The organism is Nibribacter ruber, assembly GCF_009913235.1.
Lineage (GTDB): Bacteria > Bacteroidota > Bacteroidia > Cytophagales > Hymenobacteraceae > Nibribacter > Nibribacter ruber.
This window is the reverse complement of record NZ_CP047897.1, coordinates 1,438,451-1,460,107: the sequence shown is the minus strand read 5'-3', so window position 1 is coordinate 1,460,107 and position 21,657 is coordinate 1,438,451. Positions and strand designations below refer to the sequence as shown.

Annotated in this window: 18 protein-coding genes; 9 read left to right on the top strand and 9 right to left on the bottom strand. The window is 53.4% G+C overall.

What is annotated here, in order from left to right:
• Positions 1–10 precede the first annotated feature (10 nt).
• Positions 11–1,291 carry a replication-associated recombination protein A gene (locus GU926_RS06185; RefSeq protein ID WP_160690044.1) on the top strand — a complete coding sequence of 427 codons (1,281 nt, stop codon included), beginning with the start codon at positions 11–13 and terminating at the stop codon, positions 1,289–1,291.
• A 146-nt stretch (positions 1,292–1,437) separates the two neighbouring features.
• Here GU926_RS06185 and GU926_RS06180 read toward each other — a convergent pair whose 3' ends face one another.
• Positions 1,438–2,025 carry a hypothetical protein gene (locus GU926_RS06180; RefSeq protein ID WP_160690042.1) on the bottom strand — a complete coding sequence of 196 codons (588 nt, stop codon included), beginning with the start codon at positions 2,023–2,025 and terminating at the stop codon, positions 1,438–1,440.
• Between the two features lie 236 nt (positions 2,026–2,261).
• Here GU926_RS06180 and sppA point away from each other — a divergent pair, with 236 nt between their 5' ends.
• Entirely contained in the window at positions 2,262–4,028 is a 1,767-nt protein-coding gene (gene sppA, locus GU926_RS06175) for a signal peptide peptidase SppA (protein WP_160690040.1), read from the top strand.
• 178 nt (positions 4,029–4,206) lie between these two features.
• The gene (locus GU926_RS06170) at positions 4,207–5,028 is read left to right on the top strand and encodes a purine-nucleoside phosphorylase (RefSeq protein ID WP_160690038.1); all 822 of its coding nucleotides are present in this window, start codon (positions 4,207–4,209) and stop codon (positions 5,026–5,028) included.
• Between the two features lie 92 nt (positions 5,029–5,120).
• Here GU926_RS06170 and GU926_RS06165 read toward each other — a convergent pair whose 3' ends face one another.
• The 6 genes from GU926_RS06165 to GU926_RS06140 form a co-directional block, all read right to left on the bottom strand.
• Positions 5,121–5,954: a DUF4249 domain-containing protein gene (locus GU926_RS06165; RefSeq protein ID WP_160690036.1), complete on the bottom strand. Its 834-nt coding sequence runs from the start codon at positions 5,952–5,954 to the stop codon at positions 5,121–5,123.
• 2 nt (positions 5,955–5,956) lie between these two features.
• Positions 5,957–8,269: a TonB-dependent receptor gene (locus GU926_RS06160; protein ID WP_160690034.1), complete on the bottom strand. Its 2,313-nt coding sequence runs from the start codon at positions 8,267–8,269 to the stop codon at positions 5,957–5,959.
• Positions 8,270–8,331: 62 nt separating this feature from the next.
• Entirely contained in the window at positions 8,332–8,646 is a 315-nt protein-coding gene (locus GU926_RS06155; protein ID WP_160690032.1) for a hypothetical protein, read from the bottom strand.
• Positions 8,647–8,735: 89 nt separating this feature from the next.
• A complete protein-coding gene (locus GU926_RS06150; RefSeq protein WP_160690030.1) occupies positions 8,736–10,601 on the bottom strand; it encodes a M61 family metallopeptidase in 1,866 nt (621 codons plus the stop codon).
• A gap of 140 nt (positions 10,602–10,741) precedes the next feature.
• Positions 10,742–13,165, bottom strand: a complete 2,424-nt coding sequence (locus GU926_RS06145; RefSeq protein WP_160690028.1) for an ABC transporter permease — start codon at positions 13,163–13,165, stop codon at positions 10,742–10,744.
• Positions 13,166–13,328: 163 nt separating this feature from the next.
• Positions 13,329–13,556, bottom strand: coding sequence for a hypothetical protein (locus GU926_RS06140; protein ID WP_160690026.1), 228 nt, complete (start codon positions 13,554–13,556; stop codon positions 13,329–13,331).
• 252 nt (positions 13,557–13,808) lie between these two features.
• On the opposite strand from GU926_RS06140, the gene GU926_RS06135 reads away from it, so the two are divergent.
• Positions 13,809–15,188: a sigma-54-dependent transcriptional regulator gene (locus GU926_RS06135; RefSeq protein WP_160690024.1), complete on the top strand. Its 1,380-nt coding sequence runs from the start codon at positions 13,809–13,811 to the stop codon at positions 15,186–15,188.
• Positions 15,178–16,566 carry a sensor histidine kinase gene (locus GU926_RS06130; protein ID WP_160690022.1) on the top strand — a complete coding sequence of 463 codons (1,389 nt, stop codon included), beginning with the start codon at positions 15,178–15,180 and terminating at the stop codon, positions 16,564–16,566. Before GU926_RS06135 ends, GU926_RS06130 begins: the two co-directional genes overlap by 11 nt.
• A 290-nt stretch (positions 16,567–16,856) precedes the next feature.
• Here GU926_RS06130 and trxA read toward each other — a convergent pair whose 3' ends face one another.
• Both trxA and GU926_RS06120 read right to left on the bottom strand, forming a co-directional pair.
• Positions 16,857–17,165, bottom strand: coding sequence for a thioredoxin (gene trxA, locus GU926_RS06125; protein WP_160690020.1), 309 nt, complete (start codon positions 17,163–17,165; stop codon positions 16,857–16,859).
• Positions 17,166–17,283: 118 nt separating this feature from the next.
• Positions 17,284–18,504, bottom strand: a complete 1,221-nt coding sequence (locus GU926_RS06120; protein ID WP_160690018.1) for an MFS transporter — start codon at positions 18,502–18,504, stop codon at positions 17,284–17,286.
• Positions 18,505–18,679: 175 nt separating this feature from the next.
• Between GU926_RS06120 and GU926_RS06115 the strand changes: the two genes are divergently transcribed.
• The 4 genes from GU926_RS06115 to GU926_RS06100 all read left to right on the top strand — a co-directional run bounded on the left by GU926_RS06115 (position 18,680) and on the right by GU926_RS06100 (position 21,651).
• Positions 18,680–18,997, top strand: coding sequence for an HNH endonuclease (locus tag GU926_RS06115; RefSeq protein WP_160690016.1), 318 nt, complete (start codon positions 18,680–18,682; stop codon positions 18,995–18,997).
• A gap of 132 nt (positions 18,998–19,129) precedes the next feature.
• The gene (locus GU926_RS06110) at positions 19,130–20,197 is read left to right on the top strand and encodes a DUF6687 family protein (RefSeq protein WP_160690014.1); all 1,068 of its coding nucleotides are present in this window, start codon (positions 19,130–19,132) and stop codon (positions 20,195–20,197) included.
• Between the two features lie 118 nt (positions 20,198–20,315).
• Complete coding sequence (locus GU926_RS06105) at positions 20,316–20,702, top strand: hypothetical protein (RefSeq protein WP_160690012.1); 387 nt, start codon at positions 20,316–20,318, stop codon at positions 20,700–20,702.
• A gap of 106 nt (positions 20,703–20,808) precedes the next feature.
• Positions 20,809–21,651, top strand: coding sequence for a universal stress protein (locus tag GU926_RS06100; RefSeq protein ID WP_160690010.1), 843 nt, complete (start codon positions 20,809–20,811; stop codon positions 21,649–21,651).
• The last annotated feature ends 6 nt before the right edge of the window (positions 21,652–21,657 follow it).

Sequence of the window (21,657 nt, the reverse complement as noted above, 5' to 3'; positions counted from 1 at the left end):
AGAGCTTGCCATGTTTCCAACCTCCAAAGCGCCTTTGCCGGAGCGCATGCGCCCCGCTAATTTAGACCAATACGCCGGCCAGCAACATCTGGTAGGGCCCAAAGGCGTCCTGCGCCGCTACATTGAGGCGGGCATGGTGCCGTCCATGATTTTCTGGGGACCGCCGGGCGTGGGCAAGACTACGTTGGCCAACATCATTGCCGGTCAATTAAAGGTGCCGTTCGTGGCCATGAGCGCCATCAACGCGGGCGTAAAAGACATCAGGGAGGTGATAGACCAGGCCAAGAAACGACAGGGCACCGTGCTCTTCATAGACGAGATTCACCGCTTCAACAAATCACAGCAAGACGCTCTATTGGGCGCCGTGGAGAAAGGCATTGTCACGCTCATTGGCGCCACCACAGAAAACCCATCATTTGAGGTGATTCCCGCGTTACTGTCGCGCTGCCAGGTGTACATTCTCAAGTCGCTGGAAAAGAAGGAGCTTATTGACCTGGTGCAGAAGGCTTTGACTGAGGATGAGATTCTGAAGAAGCGCGAGATTGATGTGCAGGAGTACGAGGCATTGTTGACCATCTCAGGAGGCGATGCGCGCAAACTGCTCAACCTCCTGGAGATTGTCATTGACGGAAGCACCTCTAATCCGCTGGAGAAATTGGTCATCACCAATGAGCTAGTCAAGCAGATTGCCCAGCAGAACCTAGCCCTGTATGACAAGGGCGGCGAGGCCCACTATGACATCATCTCGGCGTTCATCAAGTCCATGCGCGGCTCAGACCCTAACGCCACGGTGTACTGGCTGGCCCGCATGATTGAAGGCGGCGAAGACCCTAAATTTATTGCCCGTCGCATGCTCATCATGGCTTCTGAGGACATAGGGAACGCCAACCCAACGGCCATCATCATGGCCAATGAGTGTTTTCAGGCGGTGAATGTGATTGGCTACCCAGAGTGTGACATCATCCTGTCGCAGTGCGCTATTTACCTGGCCACCTCGCCTAAAAGCAACGCAGCGTACAAAGCCATCAGAACGGCCCGGGCCATGGTACGCGAACAAGGGAGCCCGCCCGTGCCGCTGAATTTACGCAACGCGCCCACCAAACTCATGAAGGAGATTGGCTACGGCAATGAATACAAGTACTCGCATGACTATGAAGGCAACTTCGTGGCCCAGAACTTCCTCCCCGAAGAACTCAAGGGCACCGTCTTCTTTAATCCCGGCAACAATGCCCGCGAAAACGAGATGCGCAAGAACCTACGCAACCAGTGGGGCGAGTGGTATGGGTATTAACTAATGATTGAATGAGAGATTGAATGAATGAGTGAATGGTTTTAAATGTGAGAATTTGAAAATGTGGAGATTGGAAAATGCAATCATCTAGCCCTTATTACCAATTTTCACACCTTTCAATGTCATTCATCCATTCACTCAACCACTCATTCACTCATTGAACCCAACCACACCCGCACGCCAAAAGACAAACTCATGATGTTGGGGTAGCCGGGCACGAAGGAGGTGGACAGGTCTGTGCGGTCAGAGAGGCGGTAGTTGTATTCCAGTTCGCCGGCGTACCAAATCATCTTGTACTGCCAGGCATCGTTGGGGTCACCTGCAAAGAAAGAAGTAGACATGTTGTAACCGTCCAGAGTAGACCAGTTTCGGCGGTAGACCAGGGTGGGACCAAGTCCCCCGTTTAAGGAATGACGGCCCAGCTCAAAAATGACGGCGCGTACGCCTAAATGCGTGAAGCCGGCCAGTTGCAGCGCACAGTCTGCGTAGAGGGCCTGAATAGCTTTTATAGAAAACTTGTCTCCCTTTAGAAACTGCTCATAGCTTACGCTTCCGCCTAAATTCACCACAAAATATCCTTTGCCGTCTGGGTTGAGGGGCATCAGGTCGGCGTTGTCGTCTCCTTTGGGGTGCAGGGTTAATCCAAAATACTTGAGGCTTACGTTGCGGCGCAGTTGGGCCTGTCCCGGCAGGGCAATCAGGAACAAGAGCAGGAGTAGAGTCCAGGTGCGCATGTGTGCAGGTATACGGCTAATACTGATTTTTGCTTTGCCTAGATTAAAACAGGTGTTTTAAAAGCGGCTGATACTCATGTATATAGACAGATGTATGGGCTGGCTGGCTGGGTTTTTACTCACCCCCGGACAAGAAAAATTCCAATATTCAGAAAAGGTTGTAAGTCTTAAGGCTTATATTCGACTAATGTAGAAACATTGGTGCAGGGACACTCTTTGCTGTAGAATTATAAGACATGTTACAATTTTTGAAATACGTATTGGCCACAATTGTGGGCCTGCTCCTGTTCATGGTGCTGGGCTTTATTATTCTGGCAGGCATAGCGGCGGCGTCTACAGATGACACCGTGAAGATTGAAGAAAAGTCTGTGCTGGAACTCAAGCTGAATGAGCCTATCCTAGAGCGCAGCCCCCGCAGCCCGTTCGCTGAGTTGGGGTTGTCAGACGTGTTAGGGGAGACGGGCATTGGCCTGGATGAAATCAAAGCCTCCATCAGGAAAGCCAAGACAGATGACAACATCAAAGGCATCCTCTTGAACCTGGAGTTCATGCAAGTGGGCATGGCGTCGCTGGAAGAGATTAGAAACGAGCTGGTGGATTTCAAGAAGTCTAAGAAGTTTGTGGTGGCCTACAGTGAGGTGGCTACAGAAAAAGCCTATTACCTGTCCTCGGTGGCAGACCGCATCTACCTGAACCCATCAGGAACGCTGGAGTTGAACGGACTTAGTTCTGAGGTTATGTTCTTCAAAGGCACCCTGGAGAAGCTGGACATTCAGCCGTATATCTTTAAGGTGGGCGAATACAAGAGCGCTGTGGAGCCGTTCATCTTAGACAAAATGAGCGAGCCCAGCCGGGCCCAGACGACCTCCTTCCTGAATTCCCTGAATGATTTCATGCTGCAGAACCTGGCCAAGGCACGCAACAAGTCCTTTGCCGAGGTGAAGAACATCTCTGACTCCATGCTGGTGCACAACGCCCAGGACGCTCTTAAATATGGCCTGGTGACGCACCTGGGCTATTATGACGAGGCCATGGACTACATGAAGACCAAGACCGGCACCCAGAAGAAAGAAGAACTCAACGTGGTGAACCTGGGCAAGTACCGCAAGGTGGCAGATGTCAACAAGAAGTCTGGTTCGTCTAAAAACAAGATTGCCATCATCTACGCCTCTGGAGAGATCGTAGGCGGCAAAGGTGACGAGAACACCATAGGTGGCGAAGGCATGTCAGAGGCAATCAGAAAGGCGCGACTGGACAAGAACGTGAAAGCCGTGGTCTTGCGCATCAACTCGCCGGGCGGCAGTTCCCTGGCCTCAGACGTGATCTGGCGCGAAGTCATGCTCACCAAGAAAGTGAAACCGGTCATCGCCTCCATGTCTGACGTGGCTGCCTCTGGCGGCTATTACATTGCCATGGCCTGTGACACCATTGTGGCGCACCCCAACACCATTACCGGCAGCATTGGCGTGTTTGGCATGCTGTTCAACGCCGAGAACTTCCTGAAAAACAAGCTGGGCGTAACCGTAGACCGCGTGAAGACCGGCAAGTTCTCTGACGTTCCTTCTGTGACCCGTGAAATGACCGAATACGAGAAGATGCACATTCAGCGCGAGGTGGAGCGCATTTACGCAGACTTCACCACCAAGGCCGCCAAGTCAAGGAACATGTCTGTAGAAGCCTTGAGAAAGGTGGCTTCTGGCCGCGTTTGGTCTGGTACAGAGGCCAAGCAGCGAGGTCTGATAGACGTGTTTGGCGGACTGGATGATGCCGTTGCCATTGCTGCCAAAAAAGCGGGCCTCAAGAAAGACGAGTACCGTCTGCGTTCTTACCCAGAGCAGAAATCTTTCCTGACCAACTTCTTTGATGACGCAGAGGCGCAGGTGCGTACCTACAGCCTGCAGAAAGAACTGGGCACCATGCTGCCGTACTACCAACAGTACCAGCAATTGGAAAGAATGCAGGGAGTGCAGGCGCGTCTGCCATATGACATTGCCATTCAATAAAGTTAAACATAGAGCTTTCCCCACAAAAAAGGCTGCCATTGGCGGCCTTTTTTGTGGGGAAAGAAACAGGCCGGGTCTTACAGTTTCATAAAAAATTAAGACCTTGCAGCGGTAAACAAACCCGTTTTTGGCCTGTTTCCCAGAAAACAAGCCAAAAACGACCTTTTACTCTACCATCATGATACAAGCCTTACAGGAAGCCACCGCTTACATAAAAGAACAGATCAACCATCAATATGAGCCTGAGTTCGGAATAATTCTGGGTACGGGGTTGGGCGCACTGGTCAAAGATCTGGAGATTCGGCACAGCCTCAACTATTCAGACATTCCTCATTTTCCGGTGTCTACGGTAGAAAGCCATTCCGGTAAACTCATCTTCGGGGATCTGGGCGGGCGCCGCGTGGTGGTGATGCAGGGTCGGTTCCATTACTATGAAGGCTATACCATGGAGCAGGTGGTGTTTCCGGTGCGGGTCATGAAACTGCTGGGCGTAAAGCGCCTGTTTGTGAGCAACGCCGCCGGTGGCCTCAACCCTGAGTTCAACACCTCAGACCTGATGGTGATCACAGACCACATCAACCTGCAGCCAACCAACCCATTGATTGGGAAGAACATAGACGAGCTGGGACCGCGCTTCCCAGACATGAGCGAACCGTATGAAGACCGCATGATCCAGCAGGCCCTGGATTTGTCTGATCATTTTAAATTGAACGTGAAAAGCGGTGTGTACGTGAGTGTGCCGGGGCCCATGCTGGAAACCAAGGCAGAATACAAGTACCTGGCCGCCATTGGAGCAGATGCCGTGGGCATGAGCACCGTGCCAGAGGTCATTGCCGCCGTGCACATGAACCTGCCTTGCTTTGCCGTATCTGTAATCACAGACCTGTGTGTGCCAGGCAAGATTAAGAAAGTGAAGCTGCAAGACATTCTGGAGGCCGCCGCCCAGGCAGAACCCAACATGACCCTGCTCATCAAAGAACTCATCAAGCTTCAGGAATAGGCGTTTTTGGCCTGTTTCCCAGAAAATAGCCTAAAAACGAGAAGCCCTGCAGCGTTGTGCTGCAGGGCTTCTCGTTTTTAGGCTATTGGGTTTTACTTTATGATGAGCTCTTTGCTGGCATAGTTCAGGTGAGTGAAAACGCCAAAGCCGCCCGTGACGGTGGGCTTGATGGACACCGGTTGGGCAAACGGGTTGCCGTTGGAGCGGCGGGCATCTTCTACGCTACTGATGAACTCATAATAGGCCTTGTCAATGTGAAAAAGCTTGATGTTGAGCGTGTCTCCCCGTTCAAAGCGGTAAGTGGTGGTGTAGGTGATCTTCTCGCCGTTGCGCAGGCGGTCGTTGATCTCGGCGTCCATTTCGCTTTCCACGCCGGTACTGTCATTTTTATGCGCCAGCAGACGGTAGTAGTTTTCGCGGGTGGGGTCATCCTGCCACCGTATGAACAGGTACGCTTCCTGGCTTTCAGTGGGTTTGTCATTGAACTTGTAGCCCACGCTGTCTAGCGGCGCAGGCGGCAGCACGGTGGTAAAACCTGTAAGCTTTCGGCCTTTGGGGTCTGTGATGGTGAGGGTGTACACATCGCCGGGTTGGCTGTTGATGACGTGCCGGCTTTGGTAGTTGGTGACTTTCTCGTTCTTGTTGTCTACCTCTACGCTAAACCGCAAAGGAATTACCAATGAGTTGTTCTTGGTGATGGTGACGGTGGCATTGTTCACCACCACCGGCTGGGCGCCTTCAAAATAGCCCGAGGTCTCAGACAGGGCCAGCCTGATGGGTTTGCCTTCTTCCAGGTAACATTCCACCACCAACTCAGGAGGCAGGACCGGCAGCTGCACTTCAATTTCCTGCTCCATGTCACAGGCCGAAAAGCCCACCAGCAACAGCAGAACCCAGAACCAGCCAATTGATTGAATACGTGCCATGCTTAAAACTTGAAATTATAAGTAATGGAAGGGATAACCGGGAACAAAGACACTTGCTTGGCCACAAAGCCCGTGATTTGCTCGGTTTCCTCATCCTTAAGGGTTTCAAAATACACGAAGTACGGGTTGCGGCGGTTATAGACGTTGTACACGCTGAAGGTGAGGTCTGAGGTGCCGCGCTTGGGTTTGAGTTTGTACACCAGCCCCAGGTCCAGCCTATGGTAAGCCGCCAGCCTGAACGAGTTGCGCTCAGTGTACACGGGGATCACCGTATAGTCCTCGCCGTTCACATCCTGGAAAATAAACCGCTGCACCGGAAGGGAATAGGCGTTTCCGGTCCCGTACACAAATGTGGCCGTGGCGCTCATGCGCTCGCTGAACTCATGGATGGCCACCACAGAAAGGTCATGGCGGCGGTCAAAGCGGGTAGGAAAGGTCTTGCCGTTGTTGATGTCTGGGAAGGTACGGTTGGTCCAGGAAAGGGTGTAGCCTATCCATCCGGTGGTTTTGCCTTCTTTCTTCTCCACGTAAAACTCCTGTCCGTAGCTTTCACCGGTGCCAAAGACAAACTCCTTTTCCAGCTCTGCATTCCCGAAGATCTGGGCGCCGTCCCGCAAATCCAGCTGGCGTTGCATGTCTTTGTAGTAGGCCTCTGTGCTGAACAGGTAGGTGTCTTTGTATAGTTTGGTCAACCCAATTGCCAACTGGTTTGAACGCTGCGGCTTCACGCCCGGGCTGGACGGGTACCAGATATCCGTGGGCAGGGAGGCACCTGAGTTGGACACCAAATGCACATACTGGTACATGCGCGTGTAATTGGCCTTCAAGGAAAGGGTTTCCGTGAACCGATAGTTAGCCGACAGACGCGGCTCCAACCCTACAAACGTCTTGTCGTTTCTAAAACCCGACAGGCGCAGCCCGTAGCTTACCGTGAGGAGCGGGGAGAAACTCCAGTCATCTGAGGCATAGACGCCAAACTCTTGTCCCTGGTAATCATTGCCGGCCTGCACGTTCACAGAACCGTCCTGGCTGCTGGCCTGCAGGCGGCCCACCGTGAATTGGTGCTCCGTGGCTGAACCGCCAAACCGAACATGGTGCCGCTCATTGGGCAGGTACTCAAAGTCAGTTTTCAGGGTGTAGTCCGTAATGCTGGAGGTAAGGTTGAAGCTGAAGATGTCCAGTTGGTTGGCTATCTCATATTCATAGTTGGAGGTGGAGAAGGTGGTGTTGACAAAGAACCGGGGCGAGAACTGATGCGCCCACCGGGCACTGGCCACGCGGTTTCCCCAGTTGAAATTGAAGTTGAAGTTCTCATCATTGAAGGTAAAGAAGTCGCGCCCGTAGTAGCCGTTCACAAACAGCCGGTCATTGGGCCCTAGCTCAAAAGTGGCCTTCGCGTTGAAGTCATAAAAGTAATAGTCGGGGATGGGGCTCCAGTCTGGGTCGTCTTCTTTGGCTTTGTTGATCATGCGCGTGAACACGTCCACGTAGGTTCTCCGGCCAGACACCAGAAACGAAGATTTTTCTTTTTGTATGGGACCCTCCACAGTCAACCTAGAGGCAATCAAACCCAATCCCCCTGATACGTCATATTCCTTTCTATTACCGTCACGCATTTTCACGTCCAGCACACTGGAGAGCCGGCCGCCAAACTGCGCCGGAAAGCCACCTTTGTACAGCTCCACGTTGCGCACCGCGTCTGGGTTGAACACTGAGAAAAACCCGAACAAGTGGCTGGGGTTGTACACTAGCGCGTCTTCCAATAACACCAGGTTCTGGTCATTGCTTCCGCCGCGTACAAACAGGCCGCTGGTTCCCTCGCCCCCAGACTGGATGCCCGGTTTCAATTGCAGGGTTTTGATGATGTCTACTTCGCCAAAAAGAGCGGGCAGCAGTTTGGCCTCCCGGCTGGAGAGGGTTTCCATGCTCATCTGGGGAGTGGTGAGGCGGTCTTGAAAGGTGTTGCGCTCGCCTTCCACTACTACTTCTTTGAGCTCAGTGTTGAGCAGGGCCAGCTCCAGATTCAGGCGTTGGTCATTGTTTAAAGCTATTTCCTGCACTTGGGTCTGGTAGCCCAGGTAAGAAAACTGCACGCGGTAGGTGCCAGGGGCAGTGGTGAGGCTGTAGAAGCCATTGGTGTTGGTGGTCACGCCGGCGGTGGTGCCCAGCAGGCCCACGTTCGCCCCAATTAAGGGTTCCCCCGTTTTAGCGTCTCTCAGAATGCCGCTCAACGTGGCTTTGTCCTGGGCAGCGGCAGAGAAGCTCAGGCAAAGCAGGAGTGTAAAAGAGAGCAGAAGGCGCAAGGCAAGAGACATAGGCAGTGACGGTGACCAGATGGGTACGATGATATTACTCTAATTTCCCGAAAGCATAACGCCTACCCAGCCGAGATGTTTTCAATGACCTCGGGAGAAAGCGCCTGGGCCGCCGCTGAGAACCCATGTTCTGGATAAAGCTCTGCGTACAATCTGGTAATGGCAAACAGGCGCTGACGTGCTTTTTCGGGTTGGAGGCTCTCCCCGTGCAGGGCGTCCTGGGCCAGATGCAACGACAAATCTGCCAGCAACAGGCGTCTTTTCTCCAGGTATTCTGGGGTGCCTATGTACACCGGGGCGGTAGGGTAAGACACTTCTACGGCGGTGTGGGCCGTGTCTATGAAGGCTAGCAGCTTTTGGCGGGACTCTGGGTTCATGGTGTAAATATATCTAAAAAAGCCACTCCCGTTTTTGGGCTGTTTTCATGAAAACAGCCCAAAAACGGGAGTGGCTTTCCTTGGTAAGGTTACAGACTGGAAAACAGCCAGGCGGTGCGCAGGGCCAGCTGGGCGTCTGTCGCGGTAGGGTCTGGAGCAAGCGAGTGCGCCACCATTTCCTCTGTGGGTACCAGTTTGGCTTTGAGCTCTACGGGCTTCACCTTGCCGCTGGCGTCCTTGCGACCCACCGTGATGGTGAGCATGCTGCCTTCCTTGCCGTTGGCAATGTGTTTCCGGAACAAGTCTGTGGCGTTTTGCAGGGTAAGGTCTTCGCCGTTAATGGCCAGCAGCTGGTCTTCTGCCTTATAGCCCAATTGCTTGCCAAAAGGGGTGAGGGTTTCTACGCTGGCCACAATGATTCTACCAGAAGCCTGGTCATAGCCCAAGGTGGGTCTACCCAGAGAAAGACGCTTCTCCACGCCGGCCGGTTTATAAATGACGCCCACTTTCTTGAACAGCTCTGTGTACGGTAATGGCTCGGCGCCTTCTACATAGCGTCTGAAAAAATCCCTGATTTCTGGGAAGGTGAGGGCCGTGATCTTGTCAAACAGCTCCTCGTCCTTAAAGGATTTGTCCTTGCCATAGGTCTGGCTCAGGTCTTTCATGAGGTTGCGTACGCCGTATTTTCCGCCAGAAAGTTCACGCAGCCTAATGTCCAGGGCCATGCCAATGAGGGCGCCTTTCTGGTAAACGTTGCCGTACTGTTTCTCATACTTGTCCAGGGCACCCAGGCTCAGTTCAGTGAAGGGCAGGCTGTCATTGTATTCTTCCTTAGAGGCGATGATCTTGCTTCGCATCTCTTCCATAAAGGCGTCTACCTCAATCAACTTCTGGTTTACTTGCACGTGGTGGGCAAAGTACTCGGTCACGCCTTCATAGAGCCACAGGTGCTTGGACATCTTGGGCTGAGAGAAGTTGAAATTGCCGATCTCCTCTGAATGAATGTTCAAGGGCGTGACAATGTGGAAGAACTCATGCGCCGAGATGCTGCGCACCTGCTCTGCCAGCATGGCCGGGGGCATCTCGGGGAAATAATACATGGAGGAATACGAGTGCTCCAGCGCGCCATAGGCCCCGGTGCGGTTCTGCTTGTTGTCAATATAGATCAGGAAGGCGTATTTGTCTACCGGCAGGGTGCCGCCCAGGTAGATTCTTTGCGCGTCCAAGATGGTTTTGATGTTGCTGGCCAGGTTCTTGGAGCGTTGTCCGCCGCCACCGGCGTAGGTGGCAATCAAGACGTCTGCGTTGCCTACTTTGAGCATGGCGGTGTCTGGCTTGCTGTACAGCATGGGCGCGTCTACCAGGTCATTGTAGTTGTGCAGCAGGTAGGTGTCTGCGGTGGGCGTAGTGGCCGAGGCTCTCAGCGGCGTGGCTCCGTAGAAATCCTGGGGCTTGTTCACCACCACCTGGTACGGCTCCTTGGTCATGCCCTCAAAATACCCGAAGAACCCGTGCGTGTTGATCAGGAACACCTTTCCGGCCTCAATGTCTGTGGCGGCAGGCTCAAACACGATGTCTTCGCGCTTGGGCGTGTCCCAGGTGTCATCTACCAGGTAGGTGATCTTGGTGAGTTTTTTGGCGTCCTTGATGCGCCAGGTGTTCACGTCTACCTTTTCTACGGGCAGCTTTCTCCCTTTCTTGTCCAGCGCCTTGAAGTCTGAGATGAACTTCCCGAAGTCATAGACGGCGTACGTGCCCGGCACCATCTTGGGCAGCTTGTAGAGCACCTCGTGCTGGTCCAGGTCATCTACCAGCAGGGTCACCGGCAGTTTGTCATTGCTTACCTGTTTCAGGTCAATGGAGAACCGGTAGGTTGGGTTCTTTGGGTTCTGTGCCAACGCAGGCAACTGCACCAACACGGCAAGGCCAAGGGCCGCTATAAATGATCTAACCATACAGCTTTATGAGAAGGGAGTAAGAGAACAACGAAATAATAGGGAATTTAGATATAGAACCTTGCAAATTCCTTGCCCTTTCTGCCAGCGCCTTCCATCGTTTTTAGGCTATTTCTCAGAAAACTGCCCAAAAACGATTTTTACTCGCTCCGCAGGGCTTTGATGGGATTGAGCCAGGCCGCTCTGGCCGCCTGTACGCCCACCGTCATAAGGGCAATGCACAGGGCCACCAACGCGGCAGACACAAACAGCCAGGCACTCATGGGAACTCTATAGGCGAAGTCCTGCAACCAGTACCGCATGCCCAGCCAGGCCAGGGGCAGTGCCAGACCAATGGCCACCATCACCAGCAGGGCAAAATCCTTGGACAGCAGCAGCACAATCTCCCAAACGGTAGAGCCCAACACTTTTCTAATGCCTATCTCCTTGGTGCGCTGCTCTGCCGTGAAAGACGCCAAACCAAACAAGCCCAGGCAGGCAATGAGAATGGTGAGCGCCGCAAAATACCCGAAGATGGCCAACATCTTTTCTTCGGCGCGGTACTGCTGGGCAAAGTAATCATCCAGGAAAAAAGACTCCATGGGGTAGCGGGGCGCAAACGCCTTCCATTTCTGCTCTACAAACGCCACGGTCTGGGCCATGTCTGCGGCCTTCATCTTGGTGAGCAGGTACCCGTTGGAGTTTTTGATGGGCACCAGAATGAGCGGTTCAATGGAGCTGTGCAACGAGGCGTAGTGAAAGTCCTTGGTCACGCCAATCACCCGGGCGTCATAGTCAATCAATTGAATCTTCTTGCCCAGCGGTTGCGCATAGCCCAGCCATTGGGCGGCGGCTTCGTTCAAAATGACCGCGCCTTTCTCATCTGAGGCAAGGTCCTGGTCAAAATAGCGCCCTTCCTTCAGTTGAATGCCCAGCAGTTCCAGGTAGCCTTCCTCCACAAACATCACGTTCATGGTCTTGTCTACCGGTTGCTGGCCCTTCTCATCCTCTACCAACACCAGTAGGCGGCCCAGGTCCTCGCCGGGAATGTTGCCGGTGCGGGCCACGGAGGTGATGTTGGGGTGCTGCCTGAGTTGGTCCATGACCACGTTGAGATGCCGGGCCACGGTGGTGTCTCCGGCGGGCAGGTTAATGGCCAGTACATGCTCCTTGTCAAAGCCCAGGTTCTTGTTTTTCAGAAACTGCAGCTGGCTGTACACCACGGCCGTGCCAATGATGAGCACCAAAGAAATGGTAAACTGCAACACCACCAGCGTGCGCCGCAGCCAGGAACTGCCGCTTCTGGGGCTCTTGTCAGACTTGAGCACCTCCACCGGCCTGAAACTGGACAAGAAGAACGCCGGATAGCTGCCCGCCGCCAAACCCACAAACAGCAGAATGCCCAACAACGTGAGAATAAAGTTACGGCTGAGAAAAGAAGACAGCGTGAATTCCTTGTCGGTGAGCTGGTTGAAAAGGGGGATGGAAATCTCGGTCATGGCCAGGGCCAGAATCAGCGATAGCAAGGTGAGCAGGATGGATTCGCCTAGAAACTGCTTGATGATCTGGTAGCGGTCGGCGCCCACTACTTTGCGCAGGCCCACCTCGCGGGCGCGCTTGGCAGACCGGGCCGTGGCCAGGTTCATGTAATTGATGCAGGCAATCAAGAGCAGAAAGACGGCCACCAGACTGAAAATGTACACGTACGCCTTGTTACCGGGCGGGGAGAGCTCATGTTCAAACTGGCCGCCCAAATGAATCTCCCGGATGGGCTGCACCTCAAACCGCATGGTGGCACTCAGTTTCTGCTCCCTGATCCAGGGTTCAATGGTGCTCTTGACCAGCTGGGCCAGCTTCTGCTCAAAAACCGGCATGCTCTCAGGCGTGTACAGCGTGAAATATGTGTAGTACCCGATGGCCAGCCAGTGGCTTTCCTCAAAAACGGCGGCCGTAGAGTCTTTGCCCAGCCTAAGGGCCTCTTCGCGGGTGGTCTGGGACAGGAACGCGCTGATGGGCAAGTGGGAGTGCTTGTATCCCTTGACCACGCCCGTCACCTGGTGCGTGTTTCGGGTGAAGGAAATAAACTGCCCCATGGCTTGCTGTGCGCCGCCAAAGAGTTTGGTGGCCAGTTCCTCAGTGAGGACAATGGTTTTAGGAGCATCCAGGGCGGTAGCGGGGTCACCGGCCAGAAACGTGTAAGGAATCACCTCAAAGAACGTGCTGTCCGCGAAAACCAGATGGTCCTCCAAAAAGGGTTTCTGGTCAACCCAGAGGGTCTGCTTGTCTATGGTAGAAAGGCGGGTGCTTTGCTTCACCTCTGGGATGACCTCCTTGATGGCCTGCGCCAAGGGGCGGGGAGAAAGGCCAAAGTGGTCATTCTTGCCCTGAAAGTTGATGTTGCTGTTGATGCGGTAAATGTTCTCAGAGCCCGGTATCTCATGGTCATAGGTGAGTTCATGCTGCACAAACAGAAAAATGAGCAGACACGCCGAAATGCCCGTAGCCAACCCCACAATGTTAATGGCAGAGTAGGCCGGGTTCCGGAGCAGGTTGCGCCAGGCTATCTTAAAGTAATTCTTCAGCATGTGTTTGGTAGACAAGGGCCATAGGCAGATTTTACAGCAGGCAGGTTCCTCAAAAATACGTTTAATTCATTTGGCGGCTCAATGGCGCCAGGCATTTCCAGGCTTTGCCGCGCCAGGCTTCTGTTTTTGGGCTATTTCCTGGAAAACAAGCCAAAAACAAGGTTCAGGTGGCACCGTGGATCCATTGAATTGTGGCTTCTACTGTGGTGGAAGAAGTCCTTTGGTCAAATTGGGCGCGAAGCTCTTCCAGTTCAGGTAGCCCGGTCCTTGGCATGGGTATTAGCAAGGCTGGCGTACGTGGGTGTTTGGGCTTTGCCAGGGACAAGGCCGTCTGGTCTGGGAGCGGGGCAGAGTATTGCATAGTGGTGGGGTTGTGGAAATTCTCATCCAAACTAGATGCCAGTTTTATAAACCCCTGATTTCAAGCGGAATGTCAGTTTAGATATGCGCTAGGTTGCAATCTAGTGTCCGGAAACGTACATTTATTCGTCTGGAACCGTACATAGAAAAGAGCGATATTTGTTAAGTGGTTTTGTAACTAGTTGACCTACAGCTTCTCACCCATTGGTCTGGGCCAGCGTTTGGTGTGGCACTTTCTTTGTGCGTGTTTATTCCTCTGCCAGAACCCTTTTTCCTTTACTGTATGAGCAAAACCAACTGCCGTATATTAATTGTAGATGACCAGGAAGACATTCTCACCGCCGGGCGCATCTTTTTAAAGCAGCATTTCTCCCTGGTGCGCACAGAAATACGGCCCGAGCGCCTGACAGACCTGCTGCTCAAAGAACCCTATGACGTCATCTTGCTGGACATGAACTACACGGCCGGCGCCACCTCCAGCCGCGAAGGACTGGACCTTCTCCAGAAGATCCTGCAAATAGACCCGCAGGCCGTGGTTGTCATGATGACCGCCTACGGTGACATTGACCTGGCCGTGCAGGCGCTTAAGCTGGGGGCCTCAGATTTTGTAGTCAAGCCTTGGCACAATGAAAAGCTGCTGGCCACCATCACGGCCGCTAGCAAACTCAGCCAGTCTACCTCAGAAGTGTTGCACCTTAGAAACAAGCAGCAGCACCTCAATGAAGCCCTCAACCAAGTGGGCGTGGAGCTGGTGGGCACCTCACCGGCCATGCAGAAGGTGTACCAGACCCTGGAGAAAGTAGCATCCACAGACGCCAACGTCTTAATCTTGGGCGAAAACGGCACCGGCAAGGAAGTAGCGGCCCGCCTTCTGCACCGTCTTTCCAAAAGAGCCAAAGAAGTGTTCATTCCCGTAGACTTGGGGGCCGTGACCGAGACGCTTTTTGAGAGTGAACTGTTCGGGCACATGAAAGGCGCGTTCACAGACGCCAAAGAAGACCGCATCGGGCGCTTTGAGGTAGCCTCAGGTGGTACGCTTTTCCTGGATGAGATCGGGAACGTGTCGCTGCCGCTGCAGGCTAAGTTGTTGACTGCTTTGCAAAGCCGGGTGGTGACCCCCGTGGGTTCCAACAGAGGAAAGCTGGTGGACATCCGATTGATCTGCGCCACCAACATGCCCTTGTATGACATGGTGAAGCAAGGCAGGTTCAGGCAGGATTTGCTGTACCGTATCAACACGGTTGAGGTTCAGTTGCCGCCCCTGCGCGAGCGCAAAGAAGACATACAACCGCTGGCCGAGCGTTTTTTGGCTACTTTCGCCAAAAAGTACCAAAAACCACCGGTGCAACTGTCAAAGGCGGTGCTGCAGAAACTACAATCCTATAGCTGGCCGGGTAACATACGGGAGTTGGAGCATACCATGGAACGGGCCATGATCATGTGTGAGTCTGGTCATCTGCATCCTTCAGACATTTACCTGGCTGAGGACACCGTAGACATGGAGGAACTCACCCTGGCCAAAGACCAGACCCTGGGCAACGTAGAGAAAACACTGGTGCAGCAGGCCCTGCTCAAAAACAACGGCAACATCACCCATGCTTCCAAAGAACTAGGCATTACCCGTACGGCCTTGTACCGAAGAATTGAGAAGTATGGCCTTTAGTCCCTTTAACCTGCGGGTGATTGCGCGCGTGGCCAGCCTGGGGCTTACCCTGTTGCTGGCCTTGTACATTGGGTTCAGGTTTGAGTGGTACATCTCCATGTGTTGCCTGCTGGCCATTGCGGTGGCCATGGTGGCCGAGCTGGTGCATTACGTAAAGCGCACCCACCAGGACATGCTTCGGTTTCTGCTGGCCATTAAGCACTCAGACTTCACGCTGCGGTTTGCCGTGGAAGGAGCCCCGCCCCAGTACCGCGAATTGCACCGCCTTTTCAATGAAATCACGGAGTCCTTTGCCCAGGTGAAGGCCGAAAAGGAAGTGCACCACCAGTACCTGCAGGGCGTGGTGGAGCATTTGCGCATTGGCCTTATCACCTTTGACAAGACGGGGCAGATTCAGCTCATGAACAAGGCCGCCCACCGGCTCCTGGATTTGCCTTTTCTGCAGAACCTGAACGCCGCCACCCGCCTGTATCCCAACCTTACTGAAGTCGCCTTCGGGGAGCCTACGCAGGAAGGCAAGCTCATCAAGCTCAAGCAACTCACTGAGGAAGTCTTACTCACCGTGCAAGTGTCCATTCTACGCCTTCAGCAGGAAGAAATCAGGATCATGTCTTTCCAAAACATACGCTCTGAGATGGAGGCCCAGGAGCTGGAAGCCTGGAAAAAGCTAATCAGCGTGCTGACGCATGAGATCATGAACTCTGTCACGCCCATCATCTCGCTTACCTCTTCCATTAGTGATTTAGTGGCATCTGAGTTAACCCCGGTCACTGAGGCGGGTCACTTGGAAGAAGACACCATGGAAGATCTGCAGTTGGGGCTGCGTACCATAGAAAAGCGCACACGCGGCATGCAGCACTTCGTGGAGAATTACCGCCGCCTTACCCGCGTGCCGCCGCCGCGCCGGGCACCGCTCAACATCCAGGCCCTGTGCAGCCATGTCTGCAAGCTGGTGGAAGCCCAGATGAAAGACCAGCACATTGCCTTCCTGATGCAGCTCCCGGAGGAAGTTCTATGGCTGAACGCCGATGCTGAGCAACTGGAACAGGTCCTTCTGAACCTGCTCAAAAACGCCATGGAATCCTGCAGCCAGGTTTCTGAACGCCGCATTCTCCTGCGTGCCCACAAAGATCCCAAAGCCGAACATCTGGTCCGGATTGAGGTAGTGGACAACGGCGCTGGCATTGCCCCAGATGCGCAAGACCATGTGTTCATTCCTTTCTATACCACCAAGCCGCAAGGCTCGGGCATCGGGTTGAGTTTGTCCAGGCAGATGGTGCGGCAGCATGGCGGTAATCTGCATTTTACGTCTCTGCCGCATCCGCAGACTACTTTCTTTTTAACGCTTCCGTTGTTGGTGGAGAAAGGGAGGGAGTAATACCCTTTTTTTATGGGCAGGGTATGGGTGTCCTTCCGTTTTTGGGCAGTTTTTCAGGAATCAGACCAAAAACTGGTTTCATTTTAAAAGAGGTTTTGAGTCCCTCTTTGCAGGGGGATGACAAGCGAGTTCTTAGTCTATAATAGCTTACTCAGGGCGATGCCTTTTCGCCACGCAGATTCTCCCCTGGCAGAACGAAGGGAGGTGTTAGCATGATAGATGAAAATAACCCTTTACCGCCGGGCAGGTATCACCTTTCCTCTCAACTCTTACTGAAAACCGCAGGTTTTCTATGGTAAATGCTGCTGCACAATCTGGCTGAGTTGCGGGGCAGGGACTACACCGGATTGGCGCCAGAGGGATTTGCCTTGGTGAAATAATATAAGGGTGGGAATGCCTTGTACACGGTACTGCTGCGCGATGGCCTGGTTCTTATCCACGTCTATCTTAATCACCTTGAGTTTACCCTGGTATTGCTGGGCTACTTGTTGCAGAATGGGGGCCATGGTTTTGCAGGGGCCGCACCAGTCGGCGTAGAAGTCTACCAGCACGGGCATGCCGGGGCTGTTGATAAGATCAGTGAAGGATTTCTTAGCCATGGTTCTTCTTTAGTTTTTCTTTTTTCTATACGATTCTTGGGCAGGTTTGGCTTCTCCTTTCAAAGGATTCTGCGGTGCCGTTTTTGGCCTATTTTCCAGAATTTAGGCTAAAAACGGGCTAGCTCACCGCCTTTAGCTTGGTCACTACCCACATTGACACCAGCGTGAAGAAAGCGGCAATGAGACCCACCGTGCCAAATCCTATCAGGTCATCCTGGCCGGGAGCGTTGGTGATAAGGAGCCCTGAGAGAAACGCTGCCAGCCCAGAGGCCAGCTGCTGAACAGAAGAATTGACACTCATGAAGCTTCCGCGCAGCCTGGGTTCAATGCTGGAGGTGATCATGGACATGGCCGGCACAAACCTGGCCCCGAACACGATGAAAAACAGCGTGGTCACCACAAACGCCTGCCAATGCGGCACCTGCGGCAAATTAGTCACGATTAGAATGGGAACCACTGAGAAAAGCGCCGCGGCCATGAATACCTTTTTCTTCCCGAATTTATCGGCGAGGCGGCCTGCCCATTGGGAGGTGACCACCGTAGCCAGCCCGCCAAAGAGGTAGATGTAGCTGAGTTCGGCTTCTTCAAAACCCACGTTGGCCACCATGTACGGGCTCAGGAAGGGCACCACCGTAAAGCCGGCCAAAGAAAGCGTGACCATAAGCGTAAAAGCCCACAGGCAGTTGGCCCTGGTAAAGATGGTGAGCATGACCTGGCCCGGATGCTGCGGAAGGTGGTGAAGCAAATGTTCTCGCATAGGAGGCAGCATGCGCCAGGCCAATATGAGCACCAGCACGCATAAGCCGGTGAGCAGGTAAAAGGGCGCGTGCCAGCTGGCGTGGCTGGCCAGGTACAAACCAATAGGAATTCCGCCAATGGAGGCGATGGAAAAAGCCGCCATGACCTTACCAGTTGCAGCCCCGCGGCGTTCCTCTGGCACTGAGTCACCAATGATGGCCAGTACCAACGCCCCCAGCACCCCTCCAAACGCGCCGGCCAGCACCCGCGCAATCAGGAGAAAGCTAAAGTTGGGCGCCAGTGCGCAGGCCAGCGTTCCCAGGGTGAACCCCAGGTAGAGTCCCAAAAGCGCGTACTTGCGGTCAAAGCGGTCAATGAAAAAGGCGCTCAGGAACCCAGAAAGAGCGGCACTGAACGTATAGGCAGACACCAGAAAACCAAACTCCCGCGGACTTATCTGGAAGACCCGCATGAGTTGCGGCCCCAGCGGCATCATAATCACAAAGTCCATGATGTGCGTAAACTGGATGGCCGCCAGAATGAACAGCAGCCAGCTTTCACGCAGCGCGGGAGCAGAAGAAGGAGAAGAATTCAGTAACATGGGTAAATAAAAAATGGTTACCACCGGTAACCGCACTACTGTACGCAATCAGAGGCGTCTGGTTAGAGATTGAAACCCCGGCCACGAAGGTAAAAGAAAAGCCATTAGGCCAGTGGTGGAGTAACAAAGATCTGGGAGTAGGCAATTGTTGTAAAAGCAGGAGACAAGTTCAGGCGTGGCGAAACGTAAAAAACAAATCCAGGAGAGTGCAGACCCCGTCTGCGGCTTGTGTGAACGGGAGGTGGGCTTCACTACGCTACATCATTTGGTGCCCCGGGAGGAAGGCGGCGCTCACGGGCCCACCGTACCGCTGTGCCAGCCCTGCCACAGTACCGTGCACCTTACCTACACCAACAAAGAACTGGCCGTCCTTTACAACAGTGTGCGTGCCTTGCGGGCGTCTGAAGGGCTGCAAAAATACCTGTCTTGGGTGAAGAACAAGCGGCTAGACAAAATCACCAACCGGCGGGGCAGAGGACGCAGGAGGCGCTAGTGGGCATCGTTTTTTGGCTATTTTCTGGGAAACTGGCCAAAAACGGAAAAGAACGACCGTCTGGTTTCTTCCGGATTCTGTAGTATTGCAGCATGGGTCTGGGCAAGATCCAAAGAAATTTATCCTGCTCACATGGAGTTCCGTTACCTTCCCTTTCCAGAATTAAAGCATACGCCCGCCGTGGTAGTAGACAGTTTTCACCCCAACGGACTGGTGTTGTCCCATTGGCGGGGAGCCGCCACGCCGGTCCTTCTGCGCGAAGACACCAGTGCCGGCATGGTGCTACAGGCGCTCAAACAAGCATGGCCAGCCCTGCAAAATTACCACTATGTCACGGCTAATCATTTCGATATTGATGCACTGGTGGGTGTTTGGGCCCTGCTGCACCCTGATTTGACGCTGGAACAGGAAGAAACCTTGCGGCAGATTGCCGTAATCGGGGATTTCAGGGAACTGGACTTGAGCATTGCAGAGGCAGACACCGCCCTGAAGGTGGTCTGCTGGGTGAACGCCCAGGAAAAAGCCCTTTTCTACCCGCCGTTCGGGGCAGATGCGTTAGAGGAAAACGAGGTCATCGCATCTATTCCCAAGTTCCATTATTTTCTTGAGGCGTTTACCGAAGTGTTGGTGCATCCAGAGCGGTTCAAGGCGATCTGGCTGCCAGAATACGCCCAGGTAGTGCAGCACTACCAGCAGGTAAGAGAACCAGCAACCAGCGTGCATCCCTATCCAGAACTGGGCTTGGTGGTCATAGATACGCCGGTTCCGGTGCATTACTACGCCTTGTTCAGCTTAACGACGGGGTTTGACCTGGTGCTCAGCTGCTACGCTGGCCAGCGCTACGAACTGGAATGCAAGTACACCACTTGGGTGGATCTGGCTACCCGGCCCACCTTGCCCCGACCTGATTTGAGAAAATTGGCAGCCCGCTTAAATACTCTGGAAACTTCTGGTTTTACCTGGCACGCTCCCAGCCCCACGGATACGGGCCCTCTTCTTCGCTTGGAGAATCAGCAGCTCCGGAAGGCAGAACAGTACGCCAACCCCACAGAAAGAAGGATGTATGCTTCTTCCATTCCATTGGAAGCGTTCCAGAACAGCGTCCTTGCCTTTTTAAGGGAGAGCTTTGCAGGGGTTTCGGCTAAGCAATACTGGACCTGGGACGAAATGAAAGCGCACTATAAAAAAATATCGTTTTAAGGAAGGTGAGGTATCGTATATGGCCTGAATCTCCTATCTTTAGGTGGCTAGCGAATTGAATTATTCCTTTCTTATAGCCTTGGTCAGAAAGTAGCACCAAACTTTATTGTCTACCGGTATGGTTCCCGTCACCAATACGCCCTTGTACGAACTCTCTGTTGACTCATGTAAGAACAGAGTGTATTTCAATGCCAAGGAGACTCTGTCAAACCCAGATCAGGTGCCAGACTTCATCCGGGACTGGGAAGACGCGCTAGAATTGGTGCAGCCCGGTTTCACGCTGCTGGCAGACCTAAGTCAGGTAAGCTACATTTCCCAGAGTTTAGAAGCCTTGACCATGCATGTACACCGCGTCATGGTGGAGGCGGGCATACACCAGGCGGCAGAGGTGTACCAAAAAGAAGATGTAGAGGTGCACCTGTCCAAGATTGCCCAACGAACAGATTTTCCGCTTAATTTCTTTGACAACGTGCAAGACGCTGAGCGTTGGTTGGACGAACTGTGAGGGCATAAACTTAAGATTTAGCTCCTGTCATTAACATAAGTGCGGTTTTCACGTTTCGGAGAGAAGAACTATGCGTAAAGCTAGCTAGTTGAACGTTCCTAACGCTATGAAAAAAATCCTTTGTCCGGTAGACTTCTCCAAGCCTTCTACCAAAGCCGCCGAGTACGCGTTGCAGATAGCCCAGCGCACCAACGCTTCGCTCACCTTGCTGCATGTGTTGCACCTTCCCATGTTAGACACCACAGAGTCTGCCATGGTCGCCAGCCAGATGCTGGATGAGCAGCGCCGCTACAGTGCAGATAAGCTCCATGCCATGGCACTGCATTTGCAAACCCTGCCTAACGCCGGGGCCATGGCCATTGACTACCGCGTGCAGGAAGCGTTTCTGGCAGACGCCATTGAGCGCCTTACCAAGGAAGAAGATTTTGATTTTGTGGTGATGGGCACCACCGGCGGCGGCAATACCCTGGAGGAAATCCTGATTGGCAGCAACACTGAAAGCGTCATGAGCCAGGTAAAATGTCCGGTGCTGGCTATTCCGGCCAACGCCAGGTTCCCCGAGATTCACCGTATTGTGTACGCCTCAGATTTCCAGCCCGAAGATGCCAGGGCCATGCGGCAGGTAGTAGCCCTTGCCTCGCTATTTCAGGCCGAAGTTGAAGTAGTACATGTAACCGAGGAAGCCGATGAAGCGACCGCAGAGAAGGGAAGGGCTCATATGGCGCGCCTGCAAGAAGAGACAGCAGGGTACCCGGTGCAGTTCAGAGAAATCATTCACAAAGAAGAAGACACCGGCCTGAAAGAGTACCTTAGCACCACGCAAAGCAACATGCTGGCCATCTTAAAGAAGCGCCGAAGCTTTTTCAAAAACATCTTCAGCATGAGCCTGGCTGAGAAAATGACGTACCAAACCACGCTTCCGCTGCTGGTCTTACACGCCGAAGAGTAAGTAGTT